The following is an 18844-nucleotide window of genomic DNA, read 5'->3' as shown; positions in this document are numbered from 1 at the left end:
TATTAGTGAAAATAAATATCTCAAAATGGACTTACGGTTTGACTAATGGAAAAATGACTTTAGGGCAATCTTATGTTGACGGGCCAAATTTAATATTTGAACGCAATTAAAAAAACGACCCCACAACGCGGTATAACCGCAATTACGGCGGATTCGACTACGTCCGAATCCACTCGGAATTGCTAACGATTGGCATAAACTGAAATTTTGTATATTTAAATCCGTAACTGACGGTTATACTAACACGTTGTAAATAATACAAAACCAACTGACTATGAAAAAAGCAATAATTCTTATTTTGACTATTGTAACTACGATAGGTTGTGCTTCAAAAAAGCATAATGTAGCTTCAAATAATTCAGCATCATATACAAGCTTGAAAAATTTTGGATATGTTCCAATTGATCCAATGCCCGTAATTGTTGACACTTATGATGGGAATTTTGAACCTGAAAATTCTGATTATTTAAATTCACTTGCTGACGAAACAATATTGGTAGCAACAGGAAAATATAATGCAAATGGAACTATTACATTTGGTCCAATAGGAGGAACTATAAAAGGTGAAAAATATACAGTAATTCTTGACTGGATAAAGTATACAACTATTTCCAAAGATTTAGTTGAATACAAAGGTGCTGATGATAAGAGTAGAATTGAATTTATTGATTTAGAAAGAGCTTACTCCGACAATGAAGATTTTTCAAATATGGGTGAAACGCACTCAATTCCAATTTACACAGGGATTGGATTAAGATTAAAAGCAACTTTTGTAGCTGATAGTACTGGTATTAATGTGAATGGCATCTTTGGAATTTCTGGAAGTTTCAACTCAAAAAATGTAAAAGGAAACTTGATTATTCAGTCAATGGGTATAAGTGGAAAATCTGTTTCATTACCTCTTCCTAGCGAAATTAATCCAACTTCAATACAAAATGCAATGATGGCTATTTCTTCCATTAGAGCATTAGTCTACACTTCTGAAAAAGATGATTTGCAAATCACTCCTAGAGTTATAGGCTATTATAATACTATTGGAGATAAAACAGACAGACATAAAATGGTTTCTGCATTGAGCCAAAGTGGTGAAGAAGTCTATTTTAAATTTAAGTTGCCATTAGAAAAGCAAGTTGACCTTTACGAAAAGAAATGGAAAATGAAACAAAAAATGAACGATATTGAAGATAAATATAAACCTAAACCTAAACAATAAAACGTACTATTTACAACAATAGCTATAAGTAATTGCTTCTACTCGCCTATTCTGAAAACCCTCTCGGATTTTCAGTTTGGTCTGTACTTGTAAAATTTTGTATCTTAACCTCGCAACTACTCATAGCCAATACCGTTGTAAACAATTTAGAGCAACGCCATTAAATGAAAGAAGAAGCACCATTATTAATTCCTAAAATCAAATACGTACTGAAACAGATTGCTAAACAGAAATCTGAAAATTATATGATTGAATTAATAAACCATTCTTTCTTCGATTTCGAACAGCATTGGAATAACAAGGAATTTCCAAATGCTTATAATCTCAAAATATATTTAACCCCTGATATATATTCAAAATATTACTCAACAAAAAAGAATATTGAATCAATAATTAAAAAAAGAATAAATGACTCAGCGGAATTATTAATTCCTGACCTCAAATTATTTCCAGATTATGACAAACTTGAACTTTTATCATCTGAAGTAAAACCAATTTACACAAAATGGGAAGAGATAAATTCAAATCAACAGAAACTTATAGAGATAATGGAAAGAAGTTCAGACTCTATTGATTATCAAAGTATCGGAAATACATCGAGAACATTAATGGATAAATTGGCTAGAGCAGTTTTTAACGCTGATTTACACAAATCTAATGACCCAACTATTGAGTTAAATAATGGAAAATTTAAGAATCAATTAAATACATACATCTCTTGTGAACTAAAAGGAAAGAAAAACAAAGAATTGAGAAAAGTGGCTCAATCTTCAATGGAGTTTGTAAGGGATTCGATTGATTTAATGAATTCAACAACACATAAACTAAATGCGGAAAAACATTTTGCGGAATTGTGTGTTATAAGTGTAATTAGTGCTGTAAGTATAATTAAAACAATAGATGCGCTTGATTAAAAACTGTTTACAACAATGTATAACCGCAATTACGGCGGATTCGACTTCGTCCGAATCCACTCGGAATTGCTAACGGCTGGTATAAACTGAAATTTCGTATATTTAAATCCGTAACTGACGGTTATACTAACACGTTAGCAAATATACTGACCAAACTGGGAATTGAATTTTGAAAAACTAACTAAAATCAACAATTATGAAAAATACAAATTGGGCGGAAAGAATTGGATTTATCCTTATCATTATCGGATTTGCTTTCATGATTCTCAACGATAAGTGGGAAAGCAATCCAATGCCAAAAATTATGGGAGAATATATGTTAGTTGGTTCTGTAGGACTTTTAGTTTGGGCTCTTGGTCATATGAAAAGACAAGCAGATGAGAAAAAGGAGAAAGAACGGAATAAGTTGGACTTGGAAAATTAAATCGCTCGATATTGAACTGAGTTATTGGTAAGAATAAATGGACTGATATTTCTAAAATGTAAACAAATACGGAGTGATGGAATTAATAAAAGTACATTTTCTAACAATGTATAACCGCAATTACGGCGGATTCGACTTCGTCCGAATCCACTCGGAATTGCTAACGGCTGGTATAAACTGAAATTTCGTATATTTAAATCCGTAACTGACGGTTATACTAACACGTTAGAAAATGAACAATGACAAAATGAAAGCAGCCGTACGAAGAAATTATTGTTCGCCAAGTCAACTTAGAATAGAGCAGACTGACAAACCAATCCCAAAGGACAATGAAGTCTTAATTAGGGTTTATGCTACAACCGTCAATAGAACAGATTGTGCTAACCTTACAGCGAAACCATTTATAATGCGGTTTGTTCTAGGATTGTTCAAACCTAGAAAAGTTATTGTCGGAACCGATTTTGCAGGAGAAATAATATCAGTTGGCAATGAAGTTACAACTTTTGGCATTGGAGATATGGTATTTGGTTTTAATGATACAGGAGTTGAATCGCAAGCGGAATATTTGACCATCTCGGAAGAGCATATTTTCAATATCCCGACAGATATTAACTTCAAACAGGCTGCTGCAAGTCTCGAAGGAGCACATTACGCCTACTCTTTCGTTCATAAGGTAGACATCAGGTCAGGACAGCACATTTTGATCAACGGAGCTACAGGAGCCATTGGCTCTGTCCTATTGCAATTAGTAAGGCAATTTGATGTCAAAATCACCGCTACGGCCAACACCAAGAATATTAATCTAATAAAAAGCTTGGGGGCTGATGAAGTCCATGATTATACCAAAGAAGACTTCACTAAAAAGGGAGGGAAATTTGATTTTATCTTTGATGCAGTCGGTAAAAGCACATACGGAAAGTGTAAATCAATTTTAAAGAAAAATGGCGTTTACATTTCTTCTGAACCAGGTCCATATGCTCAAAATGTGTTCTACCCTCTAATGAACCCAATATCAAGTAAGAAAGTGATCTTTCCTATTCCTTACAAAACAAGGGAAACGATTCCTTATATCATTAAACATTTGGAGCTGGGAAAATTTGAGCCGGTGATTGACAAAGAATATAGTCTGTCTGAAATATCGGAGGCTTACAAGTATGTAATTAAAGGAGAAAAAACGGGAAACGTTTTGATCAGGCTAATTAATAACGAGAGTACAACAAAACCTAAACAGCATTAATACGCAGTTTAGCCAAAACGTTAGCTACCATATGAACAACTAAATGGGATTTCACATTGTAAATATCGAAAATGGAATTTTAAAAAAGGATTATGTGGAATCTTTTGAAGAGCTTGCATTCATTGACTTCATAACTAAAGACTCTATAATTTACCAAGGCGAGGAACATTGGAAACCAATAAAAATATCCGATTCGAAAAAATATGAACATTTTTCAAAAGGTTGGTTCAGAGCAGGAATTCAGGCTCAGGAACTATTTAAAGAACAAGCGATAGAAAATGGTTTTATTTTGGAGGAGTTAAATCAAGACCAGAATAGTTTCAAACTTTACACCTCAAATGCTGAAAAAAAATCCATAAAACGAGGTGATTTTCTAATTAGAAATTATGCCAATATAGAAATTGACATCAAATGTAGAGGCTTCAAAAAAACCAATGGAAACCACTATTTTGATTTTAAATGTGAGGACGCTATTAAACACTTGAATATGATGAGCTTCACGAATACGCCAATTTTAATTGCTGTTTATGAAAATGTAAATGACAAACCAGTATCAGAGAATATTTATTTCTTTTCAATTAAAGAGCTTCTATCTAGTAGTTTGGAGACTCATTTTAGAAAAGGAATAGGTAAATGCTATAAAATTCCGATTAGTTTTACTCAAAAGGGCTTTGAATTTATCGATAAAATTTACAAGGAGCATTTAGGGTTAAAAGAGAAAAGCTATTCTGTTGCTGAAAAGAGAATTAAACACCCAAATGCTTATTCTAAATGGAGTGTTGAAGATGACGAAAAACTTGAAGTTCTTTTTTGTGAAGGTAAGACAGTGAAAGAATTGAGTAAATTTTTTGGGAGAAATAACGGAGCAATTCGTTCTCGAATAGAAAAATTGGAATTGAAAGAAAAATACGGTAGCTAACAATGGCTATAAGTAATTGCTACTTCTCCCCTATTTCTGAAAATCCTCGCGGATTTTCAGTTTGGTGTGTACTTGCAAAGTTTAATGCAAAACCACGCAACTACTCATAGCCGAATACGTTAGGCAACATTTGAAAAAAAAACCGAACAAAAAAGAATGTTATTCGATAATTTAGAATATATAAATATAGAAAACCAAACGACCGATTTTCCAAAACATTTTCACGAAACGTTTTGCATCTCGCTAATACACAATGGAATTGAAAAAATCGAGTTTGACAGCCAAAGCCTCTTTAGCGAAAAAGGAAGTATTTCGATTACCAACCCTTATGAAATACATTCCAACCCTTTGATAGACAAAAATACTTGTTTGAGTTTTGACACTATCTATCTATCAAACGACTTGATGAAATACCTGCTCAACGGAAAAAACATCACATTTTTAAACCGAAAAATCAATAGCGCAAAAACAAACCAATTATTCGTGAAACTCAAAAATGCTATGGACACAAAGAATCCCAAAAGCATTGAATTTTTTCTAAAACAATTTATAAACACACTAAAATTCCACTCACAAGAAAACGAAACGGAATACGCTAAACAAAATCTTAACGATTTTAGCGAAATCAACAGCTACATAGATAACAACATTGGTGATAAATTTTGTCTTGAGGAGCTTTCAAAAATGGCGAACATCAACAAATATGGGTTTGTCAAAAAATTTAAGGCTGCAACTGGAATGACACCGATGAACTATATTTTGATGAAGAAAATATTTTCCTGTAAAACACGTATCGACCGAAATTCAGAACTTACCGAACTAGCTTATTGGTATAGTTTTACAGATATGGCTCATTTTTCCAAAACCTTTAAACGCTATATTGGTATCTCGCCAAAAAAATATCAAGCAAATCTTATCGTAATTTAGTAATTGCCAAGATTATACAAGTACTTGTTTTTAGATAAGCCTACATTTGGAAAAATTTTAATTCCGAATGAAAAAAACGACTTATTTACTATTACTCTTTTCTATACTTTCCAACGTCATATTTGCACAATCCATAGACGATACTTTTTCGCAAAAGAAAATGCGGAAAGATTTAAAAACATTTATAAAAATTAGGGAAACCGTAAATTCTGGACTTTACACATACCATACTAAAAAACAGATTGATAGCACTTATGCGTGGGCTTATAATGAAATACCGCATTTAAAATCGTATCGAGATTTTTATAATTTACTAACAACTTTGACAGATTATGAAGGTAGTGTTCACAATGGCACATACTGGCCCAACAAACTTTGGAAATCTATAAAAAATGAACCAAAAGGATATTTTCCGCTTCCGTTAAAAATTATTGAAGGGAAATTCTTTATAAATATTGAAAACATGGATATTCCATTAGGTTCAGAAATTATTTCTATAAACAGTCATAACAAAGAACAATTGTTAAGAGAACTTGGCAAATATTATACAACAGACGGATTTAACACAACTGGAAAAAAAATTGGAATCGATAAACATTTAAGTAAATACTATCGTTACAATTTTGGTTTAGAAGATGAATTTAAGGTTGTGTACAAAAACCCAAAACTTAAACAAAACCAAAGTATTACTTTAAGTAGTGCCAGCTACAAAAAATATTACGAAAACTTTTCAAACAGGCATTCCCAAAAATTAGATAATAAGATATACGATGATGTTGAAAAAAACGACTACTATTCGCTAGAAAAAATAGATTCAAAAACTGCAATTTTAACAATAAACAGTTTCAGTCTTGGTAGTGGTAGCGAGAAAAGTCACTTAAAATACAAACATTTTTTGGATTCAGTTTTTGTTGATTTAAACCAAAATAAGTTTGAAAACCTGATTGTAGATATTAGGAACAATGGTGGAGGAGACAAACCCAATGATATGGTTACGTTATCCTATTTGGTAAACTCACCACAAAAAGAAATCCGAACTGCTTGGATAGGGTTTACGCAGTCCATACCTTATTGGAAATACTTTCAAATAAACATCCCTTTTTATTTAAAACCTTTCGCAAAAGGAAAACTTAAAAAAATGATGAAAAAAGAATTGCCAATTATAAAAAACAATAGGAGGTATTATAGAGATATAAAAACATATCAACCAAACAGGAACAGGTTTAAAGGTCAGGTATATCTACTAACAAGTCCATTTGTTGCTTCAGCCGCTTCTCTTTTTGCCTCAATGGTGGCTTCAAACACGAATGCTATTGTTATTGGCGAGGAAACAAGCGGTGGCTATTATGGTCATAACGGTTCTTTTCCTGTAGAATATAAATTGCCAAAATCTAATTTTACAACCGACTTTTCCATTGTAAACTTAACACAAGATGTGAAGAAAAAAGATACACAGCCTTTTGGCAGAGGCGTTATACCAGATTTTATTGTAAAGCAAACAATTGAAGACTTTATCAATAACAAAGACACTCAAATGGACTTTGCTCTTGACTTGATAAAAAGAAACGCCACGGAATAAAAAACGTTGCCTAACAACGTATATAAAAAATAGCGGCCTAAATGCTTAATTCAAAGAATTTCCATAAATTTATCATCAGTAATAAATTGAAAAATTAGCGCGTGAAAATCCGCTACTTTTCATACACGAGACCGTTGTACGTAAGCTAGAAAACATGGAGCTAACAACAGAAATAAAGGAAAATATAAACAAAAGCGTTCTCTGTTGGCTTGCGACAGTATCGACTGAAAATATACCGAATGTTTCTCCAAAAGAAATTTTCAATTATTACGGAAAGGACAAAATAATCGTCGCTAATATCGCTTCACCTCAAACCGTTGAAAATATAAAGCAGAATCCCAATGTTTGTATCAGTTTCATAGACATTTTTGTGCAAAAAGGATTCCAAATAAAAGGAAGAGCTAAAATTATAGGAAAAGCAGACTCTGAATTCTTGGAAATGGAAAACATATTGACTAAAATGACTTGTGGAAATTTTCCTTTTTTGACAATAACAGAAATTAAAGTGGAACAAATTAAGCCAATAATTGCTCCGAAATATATTCTATATCCTGAAACAACGGAATCGGAACAAATTGAAAGTGCGAAAAAAACATATGGAATTTAATAATTATGATTTTAGAAGTAGCAATATTGAAAGTGAAAAAAGGACAAGAAAAGCTATTTGAAAAAGCTGGATAATTCATCAGTTCTATAAAGGATTATTTAAACCATTCACTTAAAAAATGTATAGAACAAGACAATCAATATTTTTTACTAGTCAATTGGGAAAAACTAGAAAATCACACTATTGATTTTAGGCAATCGACTCAATATTTAAAATGGAAAAAATTATTACATCATTATTATGACCCATTTCCGATAGTTGAACATTACGTAACAATAATTGAACACGAAAAAAATTAATGAATAAAAGCCTACGTACAACACAGTATAACCGCAATTACGGCGGATTCGACTACGTCCGAATCCACTCGGAATTGCTAACGGCTGGCATAAACTGAAATTTTGTATATTTAAATCCGTAACTGTCGGTTATACTAATACGTTGGTGAACAATTCGCCAAAGGCGAACTTTGATCTGCGTTGCTTGCGCAACTCTGCATCTCAAAGTGAATTGTTCACCAACAAAGCGCTAAACCAAATTACGACATCCTTTTATATAAAAAAACTCCCCTTTGGCGGGCATCGAGCCTAAACTATTCACAACGTATGCTAAACGTAATTTGGCTCTACTTTTCAAACTCCCAATATAATAAATTTGACAAATAACGGTTGCCAAAGGCAACCTATTGCCGAATCAATACTAGTGATTAACTATCAACTCCCTAGTACATATCACTAGTATTGATTATTCAAATTTATTATATTTACCTTTTCAAAGCAGAACTACGTTTAGCGCTTTGTTATGGGCAACCTTAAAAAACCGACAGTACAAATAAACTGAATGAAAGAACTTGAAATTGAACATAACCTTTCCTCTTATGTACAGCGAATTGAAAAGGATATTGAACTTGGTAACTTTAGAACAACCAAGACTGAAGACTTTTTTCTTCGAGTTTTAAGTGCTGCATATAAATTACCCAATCTTGAAAACCTTGCATACGATAAGATTAATACAATTGCTATTGACCTAATCGACCGTAAAAAAGGACTTGGTGTACAGGTTACAGCTCAAAAATCAAACGAAAAGGGGAAAATAGACAAAACAACAACAGACACAATTTCTGAATGGAAAGAACAAGGCGTTAAAACGCTTTGGATTTTATTTATCTCTGAAACTCCATATATAAAAAAGAACATTGACACCTCGAAACTGTACTTAGAGAAAGATGGTCTAAAAGTTTATATTAAAACTATAAGAAGACTTATAGGAGATGTCAATAAACGTCCGATAGAAGAGAGAGTAAAATTTGATGAGCTTTTAAAACAAGAAGTTTCTACAGAATATTATGGACTTTCAAAACTTGCACTTTTCAAGCAAATAGAAAAAGGTGAGAAGATTGTAAATGACAATTTTTTCAATCTTGAATCATCAATTTATTATAGTAAAAAAGAGTACCAAACAATAAATACCCTTTCATTTCAATTTAGCAAAGGAAAATTAAAAGAGTACTGTATTTTGGGCAACCCTTGTAGCGGGAAAACAACTTTTGCATATTCTATAATTCAAAAAATCAACAATAGAAAGACATTTTATCTTAATCTCTCCAACCCAACGATTACAGAAAAAGATTTAGCAGAAGAATTGATTCAAATCTCACATAATTACTCGCTTGTGATTATTGATAATATTCACGACAATATTGAAATTTTTCGTTATTTACGTGATAGAATATCAAATCATAAATGGATAAAAGTTCTATACCTCTCACGTTACTACAATACATTTGATGATTTTGACACAGAAAATATTTATAGATTAATTGACGGTATCCCTTTCTTTAGAATTGACTCAAATGAAAGTTTTGAAGAAAAAGTATCTGGCATAATTTGGAAGAAAACAAAATCGTTAATCGAAAAAGGAAGTCAGCTTCAGTGGCGAAAAGGAGATTTTAAACAAGTTCTTAAAAACATTAATAGAAATTTATTAAAACTAAATATTGCTTTACGAATGTGGGAACAAAAAAACTCACATTCTGCACCCCTTACTTTTGATAAGATAGATTCTAAGAAAATATTGCACCAATTCTTTAAAGAGCATAAGCTAAACCTTTTTAAGAGTGAGGCTTTGTTAACTTACTGTTTGCTTTTTAGAAATGATTTTTCTTTCGTTCCATTGAGAAATGCCTACGATGAAAACTCTCTACTGCGAGAAAAAGGAATTATCTTACAATACTTTAAAAGTGATTTTTGCTTTTTCCCACATAAAGAATATGCTCAATTAATATTTGACTCATACGATTATATTGAAAATGGTATTAGCATTGACAAAAAAACGGAATTAGTATTAAACTATATCCAAAGCTTTGATTATGATGAAAACAATATTGGTTTATTGTTCTTATTAGCCAAGTTTCAAAAAACGGAAGAAAAAGAAATTATTGGCAGTTTATTAAATGATGAAACTACAAAAGAAGTTTTTTTAGGTGAGCTATCAAATAAGACAAATAAAAGCTATTGGATAATAAACATTTTGAATATTGTCTTTTTTCATTCCGAACGTGTTGAAACAAATTATTTAGAAGAGTATTACAAATCTTTCCTGACATTCTTCAAATCAAATAAACTTAGCCTGTACGTTGAAGAACATTACATAGCCTATTCAAGGCTTCTTCAATTGAGTAACATCTTGAATATTGAATTGAATGAATCTAGCATTTTAGTTTCACTGAGAAAGAACGAAATAGCAAATACTAGTTCAATCGTGGAGTTAACATTAAGAATCAGCAAAAAAAGGCGTGAGTCAGAAACAATACTTCGTATTCTTCATTCCTATGATTTCGCTGAATGGTTAAAAATGATAACAGATTTACCCCGTCTATCAAATGTTACCAATTGCCTTTCAGAGTTAAATACTTCAACTGTAGCGAAAAAGTTACTGATTGGCTTAATGAGAAACATAAATTGGGATAAACAATACAACAAAGCAAAATCATTAAAGATTGACCAGTTTGTAAAATCGTTGAGAGAAATCAACAGGATTGACATTTCAATTGGCACAAATAAATCTTGGGTTCTTTTTCAGAAAGCATTAAATGACTCTCTTTTCAAAATCAAGCTAAATGGTGCTAACCTATCAGAATATTCAAAAGCACTATCCGATTTATCTAAAATTGACTCTAATTTCGTAAAGAAACAATTAACAATAGACCTCAAAAACAAAGTTGTTTATAACAAGTTTTCAAATGAAACAAGTATCTCAAATTTCACTGCAAGGGCATTAGAATTAAGAAAACTTTTTGAAGATGAAAAATCATTCTTTGAGTTAATAGGTTCAATAGTGGCAACAAAAAGCTTTGCACAGAAAATAGAAACAGAAACCAACTTAAACTATCTATTAATATTTGCAGAGTTTGCAGAAAAATATTTGGATTTAGAAGAGCTTAATCTGAGCCAAACTCTTTCAAACTCAATAACAAAAATTATTAGGAACCTGCCTAATAAGCTTGAAGCTTTAAGTAATCCTAAATTTTTGAACATTAATGACTTGGATTCAGAATTCGTTGATTCAATAACAATAAAATAACTTATGCGGAAGACCTGTTCAGAGTTATGTCTTCAATCGATAAAGTCAAAACAATAGAAAAGTTTAAACAGATTAATAAAACAATATTAGTTCGTGCTTTATTAAACCCTGAACTTAATTTTAGTCAAGCCTTGGAAGATTTGTATAAACTGAAAAACAAAGTTTATAAAAATGAGAATCTAAATTGCAATGAAAAAATTTATTCAATTCTAAATGAATACCTAACAAATTACAGCAGAGACTATAGGCGTTACAGTAGAGTTAATATTAGTGATTTTTTTAAAGGTTATTATTTTGGTTCATTTATAAGCAAAGATATAATAGAACACCATTGCAAAAATGACTTGCTAAACAAGCTAAAATCTGACAAACATAAAAACTTTGAAATTTCCCCACTATTCCAATTTTTGAGACGTATCTCAAGTATGTATAAAAATGAACTTGATGATAAACTCACAATATTTTTAAAACTAAACACTGACAATTTTATTGATGCAATCAGAAATGAGGATATTGTAAAGACCTTGTCAGGTTTGTGCGAACTTGCATTGACAAAATTTGATATTTATGGAGATGAATTATTATTCAAAGCGAGAAGTATAATCATTAAAAAAATAGCACAAAGAAAAAGGGATGATATTTATAAAGTTAAACTCATTCCTGACCTCGAAAAAATTGCGAAAGACAAAGGGAAAATTATACTAAGAGAATTGAAATAAAGAAAAAGGCAGCCCATAACAATGTATAAAAATAATAGCCGAAACATTAGTAAATTCAAGGGTTATAGCCCGCTTCAACTTTCTTGTAACTTGACAGAAAAGTGCCACGCAGTCGGCTACTATTCTTATACGTTACCGTTGGTGAACAATTCGCCAAAGGCGAACTTTGATCTGCGTTGCTTGCGCAACTCTGCATCTCAAAGTGAATTGTTCACCAACAAAGCGCTAAACCAAATTACGACATCCTTTTATATAAAAAACCCTCCCCCTTTGGCGGGCATCGAGCCTAAACTATTCACAACGTATGCTAAACGTAATTTGGCTCTACTTTTCAAACTCCCAATATAATAAATTTGACAAATAACGGTTGCCAAAGGCAACCTATTGCCGAATCAATACTAGTGATTAACTATCAACTCCCTAGTACATATCACTAGTATTGATTATTCAAATTTATTATATTTACCTTTTCAAAGCAGAACTACGTTTAGCGCTTTGTTGTGTGTAATAGAAGTAAAACATGATTGAAAAAATTAAACTTAAATCAGGGTCTTCCCAAGGTCAACCGAATCTTGACTTTAGGTTAACTCCAATAACCATTTTTGTCGGACCAAATAACTCTGGAAAAAGTCGTGTTTTAATAGAAATAGAAAATTTCAGCAGAAGAACTCATGGACAGGCAAATGATCTTGTACTTGATAATTTAATGTTTGAACCCTTTACGCAACAAGAAATTGAGGAAGAGATAACTCGAATTGAAACAGTCCCTAATCTTGGTGAAAATGTGCATCCAGGTCATGTTATTCTTTCAAAAATCAACCCTCAAAATAATGGAGCAATAAGACAACAGGTGAATCGACAAGGTCTTATAACTGAGGCTCAAAATCCCAACACTCGACAAGGCCATTATCAAGCATTTCTAAATATGTACACCATGCGTTTGGATGGTACTAATCGTTTGACCTTATTGAACGAACAAAATGCAGGAGATCTTCAACAGACACCAGCTAATCATTTAGCACATCTGTTTATAAACAACTCATTAAGGGAAGAAGTTAGAAGAATTATTCATGAGGCATTTGGCAAATATTATGTAGTCGATCCAACGAATATTGGCAAGCTACGTGTTAGATTATCTGATAGAGCTCCTTCCTCAGAAAGAGAGGAAAAAGGATGGGAAACAGAATCAATCAACTTTCATAAAGATGCAATAGAGATCAAATCTGCAAGTGATGGAGTAAAAGCATTTTCAGGAATTATTACTACCATTTTAGCAGGTGATCCAAAAATCACATTAATTGATGAGCCAGAAGCATTTCTTCATCCTTCATTATCAAATAAGTTAGGTAATGAGATAGGTAAATCATTGCGAGCAACTAAAAAAAGGCTTTTTGTATCAACTCACAGTTCTCATTTTTTAATGGGTTGCATACAGTCAGGTTCTCCATTAAATATCATAAGACTTACTTATAAAAATAATTTGGCGACCTCTCGAATCTTACCAAAGGAAAAGATTCTAAATCTTATGAGAAATCCTCTCTTAAGGTCTACAGGCGTGCTTAATGGATTGTTTTACGAATCTGTAATCGTAACGGAAGCTGATTCAGACCGAGCGTTCTATAATGAAGTAAATGAAAGATTATTGGCGGAGTCTGACCGAAGAGGAATAGTTAACTGTCTATTCATTAATGCCCAAAATAAACAAACAGTATGGGATATAGTCCACCCATTAAGAGAGTTAGGAATTCCAGCAGTTGGAATAGTTGATATAGATGTATTGAAAGAAGGTGGTCAAGTTTTTTCTAAACCTTTAATTGGAGCATTTATACCAGAACCCAGTCATCAAGCACTACACAATCAAAGGCAAACTATGAAAACAGCTTTTGATGCTTCAGGGCAAAATATGAAAAGAGATGGAGGAGTTGAGATTCTTGATGAGCCAAATAAAGAGGCATGTAATAACCTTTTCAATCAATTAGAAGAATATGGTGTCTTTGTCATTCGAAATGGTGAATTAGAATCGTGGTTAACCAATTTGAGAGCAACAGGTCATGGTTCAAAGTGGTTGATAGATATTTTTGAAAAAATGGGAGCTAATCCTGAAGACGCAAATTATTTGAAACCTTCAGCCGGAGATGTTTGGGATTTTATCGGAACAGTAAAAGATTGGATTGATAACCCGAATAAAAAAGGAATACCAAAATAAAACTACACACAACAAGGTGTATAGTGCATACCCTGCGGGATACGCACCATACACAAACCGTTGGGTGTAATTTAAAGCAACCAAACTATAATTTGAACATCAAGTAAATAAATAGAAATATGAAAAAACTGATTTATCTTTTCATTCTGACTTTAGGAATAATTTCTTGTAGTTCTGACGATGAAACTGAAATTAGCAATTCTGATTTAGTTGGCGTTTGGAATTGGACTGGAACCTCTGGAGGACTAATATATTTTGAAGAAACACCAGAATCAACTGGAAAAACTATACATCTGACTTTAAACAGCAATTATAACTTCTCAATTACAGAAAATAGTAACGAAATATCAAGTGGGACTTATGTACTGACCTTAAAAAAATCCATTTATTCAGGGGAAATGGAAAGATTTATTCAATTCCCAGAAAATCAACAATATACTGGAATTGTTAATCGAGGAATCATTAAGACTTATGAAACTAATAAACTTGATATTTCCGATAATAATCACGACGGAATTGGAAGCGGATTTACAAAAATTAAGTAAAAAAACTACACACAACAACGGCTATAGTTCATTGCTTCTGACTTTCCGAGAGGAAAGTCCTCGCAAATTTGCTATCTTCGGTTTACGTTGGAAAATCCTTACGGATTTCCACGCAACGAAACCATAGCTCAACCGTTGGTGAACAATTCGCCAAAGGCGAACTTTGATCTGCGTTGCTTGCGCAACTCTACATCTCAAAGTGAATTGTTCACCAACAAAGCGCTAAACCAAATTACGACATCCTTTTATATAAAAAAACCTCCCCTTTGGCGGGCATCGAGCCTAAACTATTCACAACGTATGCTAAACGTAATTTGGCTCTACTTTTCAAACTCCCAATATAATAAATTTGACAAATAACGGTTGCCAAAGGCAACCTATTGCCGAATCAATACTAGTGATTAACTATCAACTCCCTAGTACATATCACTAGTATTGATTATTCAAATTTATTATATTTACCTTTTCAAAGCAGAACTACGTTTAGCGCTTTGTTACCTGCAAGCTGAAAAAAGTCACTGAAAGACAATAATAAAAATATTAATAAACGAACTGAATAATAGATTATATGACAGAAATTACATTTGAATATTGGAATAAACTCGCTGAACAAGTAATTATGATTAGCTCGTTATTAGGAGGTTTTTCGATTGCGATAATTGCAAATTTTTTAGTTTCAGATTTGAACACAAAATTGTCAAAATCAATTATGACTGTCTCGACTTTAGCATCTAGTTTCTTTTTGATTACCATTTTTGCTATGACTAATTTATTAATGAAAACAACAGTTGGATATCCTTTTAAAGTAACTGATAATGATTTAATGCTTCCTAGAGCAGTTGGAGTGATTGCATTTTTTATCGGTATTATATCTTTACTTGTTATAATTTCAATGTCAGGTTGGACGAAATCCAAAAAAATGGGCAGATTTACAACAACACTTGGAATAATAACAACGATATTGATATTGCTAATGACTACTTAAATGAGCGGATTGAATAAAAGCCAGCAGGTAACAATGTATAACCGCAATTACGGCGGACTCGACTTCGTCCGAATCCACTCGGAATTGCTAACGGCTGGCATAAACTGAAATTTTGTATATTTAAATCCGTAACTGACGGTTATACGAGACCGTTAGCGGTAAGCATAGAAAAGCAGTCGTAAATGGAATTAATTAAAGACAATACAAAATTGCTTTTATTCGGACAAAGTTCCGAAAGATTATCGTTTAGGCAACTTGAACAAACGGATTTTAATGAATGGTTAAAATTCTGTGAGGATAATACTTCATTAAAATATATATGGTTGACAGATAAAGATTCTCCTGATGAAAAATGCAAAATCTGGTTCGATAGGGTTTTTAATAGATACAAAAATAACTTAGGAGGAATGAATGTATTGATTGAAAAAAACAACCACCAATTTATTGGACAATCTGGACTTCTCATTCATACTGTTGATGGAATTGAAGAGCTAGAGATAGGTTATTCTTTAATGCCAAAGCAAAGAGGAAAAGGTTATGCAATTGAAGCAGCTCAGAAGTGTAGAAACTATGCTTTTGAGAACAACTTAACGGACTCTTTAATTTCAATAATACACATTGACAACAAGGAATCTGAAAAAGTAGCTAGAAAAAACGGAATGAAACTCGATAAAACGACTATTTATAACAACAATAAAGTAAATATTTTTAGAATTAGTAAATCTGAATGGAATAAAGAATGTTTTAATAAAGCCTACCGCTAACAAGGGCTATAAGTAATACGGGCTGAAGTCATAAAATCAAAGGTCATGCTTTTTACGAAATTTTGTATCTTAGTCGAAAGTTTCGGCTTCGTAAATCCGCACTACATATAGCCAAATCCGTTGGTGAACAATTCGCCAAAGGCGAACTTTGATCTGCGTTGCTTGCGCAACTCTACATCTCAAAGTGAATTGTTCACCAACAAAGCGCTAAACCAAATTACGACATCCTTTTATATAAAAAAACCTCCCCTTTGGCGGGCATCGAGCCTAAACTATTCACAACGTATGCTAAACGTAATTTGGCACTGCTTTTCAAACTCCCAATATAATAAATTTGACAAATAACGGTTGCCAAAGGCAACCTATTGCCGAATCAATACTAGTGATTAACAATCAACTCCCTAGTACATATCACTAGTATTGATTATTCAAATTTATTATATTTACCTTTTCAAAGCAGAACTACGTTTAGCGCTTTGTTGTGGTTAATGTCGAAAAACCGAAAAAGTGAATGAACAAAACGATATTTGAGATTACCAAAATGGACTGTCCTTCGGAAGAAAATCTAATCCGAATGAAATTGGACGAAATCTCAAGTATTGCGAATTTGGACTTTGACATTCCCAACCGAAAACTAACCGTTTTTCACAACGGAGAAATTGACCAAATCGAAAAGTCCATTCTTGAACTGAATTTAGGTGGAAAGAAAATTTCGTCCGAACAAACCGACCAAACGGAATTTAACGAAACCTCTAACCAGAAAAAGCTACTATGGACAGTACTCGGAATAAATTTCGTCTTTTTCCTGATCGAAATGACAACTGGAATAATCTCAAAATCAATGGGGTTAGTTGCTGACAGTTTGGATATGCTTGCCGATAGTTTTGTTTACGGAATCAGTCTTTTTGCAGTTGGAGGAACTTTAACAAGAAAAAAACGGATTGCTAAACTTGCTGGATATTTTCAAATAACACTTGCAATTATCGGATTTATTGAAGTTTTAAGGAGATTTTTTGGAGACGAGAAAATTCCCGATTTTTCAACAATGATAATCGTTTCTATTTTCGCACTTGTCGCAAACGGAATTTGCCTTTACATTTTACAAAAGTCAAAGAGCAAGGAAGAAGCTCATATGAAAGCAAGTATGATTTTTACATCGAATGATGTGATTATAAATTTGGGAGTAATAATAGCTGGACTTTTCGTAAATTGGTTAAGTTCAAGCAAACCTGATTTGATTATAGGAACAATCGTTTTTGTCTTGGTAGTTCAAGGAGCTTTTAGAATTTTAAAATTGAGTAAATAAATAAAAAAACACTAACCACAACAATGTATAACCGCAATTACGGCGGATTCGACTTCGTCCGAATCCACTCGGAATTGCTAACGGTTGGTATAAACTGAAATTTTGTATATTTAAATCCGTAACTGACGGTTATACTAACACGTTGGTGAACAATTCGCCAAAGGCGAACTTTGATCTGCGTTGCTTGCGCAACTCTACATCTCAAAGTGAATTGTTCACCAACAAGCTGAAAAAATGAGATTCACAATAACAATTTTAGTTCTGATTTTATGCTTTTCGTCTTGTAAAAAACAAGTGGGGAAAAAGGTTGAATCAGAATATAAAAAAACCGAATTAAAAGTTGAACCGACAAGAAGAGTTGATTTGACTAAAATTCCTGATTCCTTGGAATTGGTAGCTGACAAAAATCTGAATGGAGATTTTAATGGCGACAATAAAACTGACTTTGCCTCTATCGTAAAAAATAAAAACAACCAAAAAACTGGAGTTTTAATAATTCATAATTCAGCAAATCAAGAAAGTTTTGTTTTCGGAGCAGGAAAAGAAATTGACAATATGACTGACTTAAAGTGGATTGAAATATTTAAAATCATTCCGAAAGGAGAAACTGTAGCACCTGAATTAGTTGACGAAGAAACAGGAGATTTACTCGGACCAGACGAATCTCAAAATTTCAAGCTAATTGGAAACGGAATTTATATGAGTGTGACTGAAACTCACGGTGGCGGAATTATATTTTGGAACGGAAACGAATATAAATGGTATCATATAGAATAAAAAGCCAGTTGCCAACACAGTATAACCGCAATTACGGCGGATTCGACTACGTCCGAATCCACTCGGAATTGCTAACGGTTGGTATAAACTAAAATTTTGTATATTTAAATCCGTAACTGACGTGTTATACTAACACGTTA

The 18844-nt window shown here is 32.6% G+C and carries 16 protein-coding genes; all 16 read left to right on the top strand.

The genetic code is table 11. The features are described from left to right. Positions 1 to 274 precede the first annotated feature (274 nt). The 16 genes from AB2B44_RS09785 to AB2B44_RS09710 all read left to right on the top strand — a co-directional run bounded on the left by AB2B44_RS09785 (position 275) and on the right by AB2B44_RS09710 (position 18704). Positions 275 to 1213 carry a hypothetical protein gene (locus tag AB2B44_RS09785; protein WP_369049395.1) on the top strand — a complete coding sequence of 313 codons (939 nt, stop codon included), beginning with the start codon at positions 275 to 277 and terminating at the stop codon, positions 1211 to 1213. A gap of 164 nt (positions 1214 to 1377) precedes the next feature. Then, entirely contained in the window at positions 1378 to 2127 is a 750-nt protein-coding gene (locus AB2B44_RS09780) for a hypothetical protein (RefSeq protein WP_369049394.1), read from the top strand. A gap of 196 nt (positions 2128 to 2323) precedes the next feature. Beyond that, complete coding sequence (locus AB2B44_RS09775; RefSeq protein ID WP_369049393.1) at positions 2324 to 2551, top strand: hypothetical protein; 228 nt, start codon at positions 2324 to 2326, stop codon at positions 2549 to 2551. A gap of 232 nt (positions 2552 to 2783) precedes the next feature. Next, positions 2784 to 3788, top strand: a complete 1005-nt coding sequence (locus AB2B44_RS09770; RefSeq protein WP_369049392.1) for an NAD(P)-dependent alcohol dehydrogenase — start codon at positions 2784 to 2786, stop codon at positions 3786 to 3788. Positions 3789 to 3831: 43 nt separating this feature from the next. Continuing rightward, the gene (locus tag AB2B44_RS09765; protein WP_369049391.1) at positions 3832 to 4707 is read left to right on the top strand and encodes a hypothetical protein; all 876 of its coding nucleotides are present in this window, start codon (positions 3832 to 3834) and stop codon (positions 4705 to 4707) included. Between the two features lie 156 nt (positions 4708 to 4863). Further along, on the top strand, positions 4864 to 5634 hold the full coding sequence (locus AB2B44_RS09760; protein ID WP_369049390.1) for an AraC family transcriptional regulator: 771 nt from the start codon (positions 4864 to 4866) through the stop codon (positions 5632 to 5634). Positions 5635 to 5701: 67 nt separating this feature from the next. Beyond that, positions 5702 to 7213 (top strand): S41 family peptidase, encoded by a 1512-nt coding sequence (locus AB2B44_RS09755; protein ID WP_369049389.1) that lies wholly within the window; start codon positions 5702 to 5704, stop codon positions 7211 to 7213. Positions 7214 to 7367: 154 nt separating this feature from the next. Beyond that, positions 7368 to 7820: a pyridoxamine 5'-phosphate oxidase family protein gene (locus AB2B44_RS09750; protein ID WP_369049388.1), complete on the top strand. Its 453-nt coding sequence runs from the start codon at positions 7368 to 7370 to the stop codon at positions 7818 to 7820. An 840-nt stretch (positions 7821 to 8660) separates the two neighbouring features. Further along, on the top strand, positions 8661 to 11402 hold the full coding sequence (locus AB2B44_RS09745) for an SMEK domain-containing protein (protein ID WP_369049387.1): 2742 nt from the start codon (positions 8661 to 8663) through the stop codon (positions 11400 to 11402). Positions 11403 to 11428: 26 nt separating this feature from the next. Then, the gene (locus tag AB2B44_RS09740) at positions 11429 to 12121 is read left to right on the top strand and encodes a hypothetical protein (protein ID WP_369049386.1); all 693 of its coding nucleotides are present in this window, start codon (positions 11429 to 11431) and stop codon (positions 12119 to 12121) included. A 520-nt stretch (positions 12122 to 12641) separates the two neighbouring features. Beyond that, positions 12642 to 14327, top strand: coding sequence for an ATP-dependent endonuclease (locus AB2B44_RS09735; protein WP_369049385.1), 1686 nt, complete (start codon positions 12642 to 12644; stop codon positions 14325 to 14327). Between the two features lie 119 nt (positions 14328 to 14446). Further along, positions 14447 to 14872 (top strand): hypothetical protein, encoded by a 426-nt coding sequence (locus AB2B44_RS09730; protein WP_369049384.1) that lies wholly within the window; start codon positions 14447 to 14449, stop codon positions 14870 to 14872. 568 nt (positions 14873 to 15440) lie between these two features. Continuing rightward, entirely contained in the window at positions 15441 to 15857 is a 417-nt protein-coding gene (locus AB2B44_RS09725; protein WP_369049383.1) for a hypothetical protein, read from the top strand. A gap of 182 nt (positions 15858 to 16039) precedes the next feature. Next, positions 16040 to 16621 carry a GNAT family N-acetyltransferase gene (locus tag AB2B44_RS09720; RefSeq protein WP_369049382.1) on the top strand — a complete coding sequence of 194 codons (582 nt, stop codon included), beginning with the start codon at positions 16040 to 16042 and terminating at the stop codon, positions 16619 to 16621. 511 nt (positions 16622 to 17132) lie between these two features. Next, complete coding sequence (locus tag AB2B44_RS09715) at positions 17133 to 17927, top strand: cation transporter (RefSeq protein WP_369049381.1); 795 nt, start codon at positions 17133 to 17135, stop codon at positions 17925 to 17927. 294 nt (positions 17928 to 18221) lie between these two features. Further along, on the top strand, positions 18222 to 18704 hold the full coding sequence (locus tag AB2B44_RS09710) for a hypothetical protein (RefSeq protein WP_369049380.1): 483 nt from the start codon (positions 18222 to 18224) through the stop codon (positions 18702 to 18704). Positions 18705 to 18844: the final 140 nt, after the last annotated feature.

The sequence above is a fragment of the Tenacibaculum sp. UWU-22 genome (assembly GCF_041021355.1).
GTDB lineage: Bacteria > Bacteroidota > Bacteroidia > Flavobacteriales > Flavobacteriaceae > Polaribacter.
The sequence above is the reverse complement of the archived record's forward strand: the minus strand, read 5'-3'. Positions and strand labels throughout refer to the sequence as shown.

Coding starts and splice junctions, on each gene's coding strand:
- AB2B44_RS09785 (WP_369049395.1), top strand. CDS start 275: ATGAAAAAAGCAATAATTCTTATTTTGACTATTGTAACTACGATAGGT.
- AB2B44_RS09780 (WP_369049394.1), top strand. CDS start 1,378: ATGAAAGAAGAAGCACCATTATTAATTCCTAAAATCAAATACGTACTG.
- AB2B44_RS09775 (WP_369049393.1), top strand. CDS start 2,324: ATGAAAAATACAAATTGGGCGGAAAGAATTGGATTTATCCTTATCATT.
- AB2B44_RS09770 (WP_369049392.1), top strand. CDS start 2,784: ATGAACAATGACAAAATGAAAGCAGCCGTACGAAGAAATTATTGTTCG.
- AB2B44_RS09765 (WP_369049391.1), top strand. CDS start 3,832: ATGGGATTTCACATTGTAAATATCGAAAATGGAATTTTAAAAAAGGAT.
- AB2B44_RS09760 (WP_369049390.1), top strand. CDS start 4,864: ATGTTATTCGATAATTTAGAATATATAAATATAGAAAACCAAACGACC.
- AB2B44_RS09755 (WP_369049389.1), top strand. CDS start 5,702: ATGAAAAAAACGACTTATTTACTATTACTCTTTTCTATACTTTCCAAC.
- AB2B44_RS09750 (WP_369049388.1), top strand. CDS start 7,368: ATGGAGCTAACAACAGAAATAAAGGAAAATATAAACAAAAGCGTTCTC.
- AB2B44_RS09745 (WP_369049387.1), top strand. CDS start 8,661: ATGAAAGAACTTGAAATTGAACATAACCTTTCCTCTTATGTACAGCGA.
- AB2B44_RS09740 (WP_369049386.1), top strand. CDS start 11,429: ATGTCTTCAATCGATAAAGTCAAAACAATAGAAAAGTTTAAACAGATT.
- AB2B44_RS09735 (WP_369049385.1), top strand. CDS start 12,642: ATGATTGAAAAAATTAAACTTAAATCAGGGTCTTCCCAAGGTCAACCG.
- AB2B44_RS09730 (WP_369049384.1), top strand. CDS start 14,447: ATGAAAAAACTGATTTATCTTTTCATTCTGACTTTAGGAATAATTTCT.
- AB2B44_RS09725 (WP_369049383.1), top strand. CDS start 15,441: ATGACAGAAATTACATTTGAATATTGGAATAAACTCGCTGAACAAGTA.
- AB2B44_RS09720 (WP_369049382.1), top strand. CDS start 16,040: ATGGAATTAATTAAAGACAATACAAAATTGCTTTTATTCGGACAAAGT.
- AB2B44_RS09715 (WP_369049381.1), top strand. CDS start 17,133: ATGAACAAAACGATATTTGAGATTACCAAAATGGACTGTCCTTCGGAA.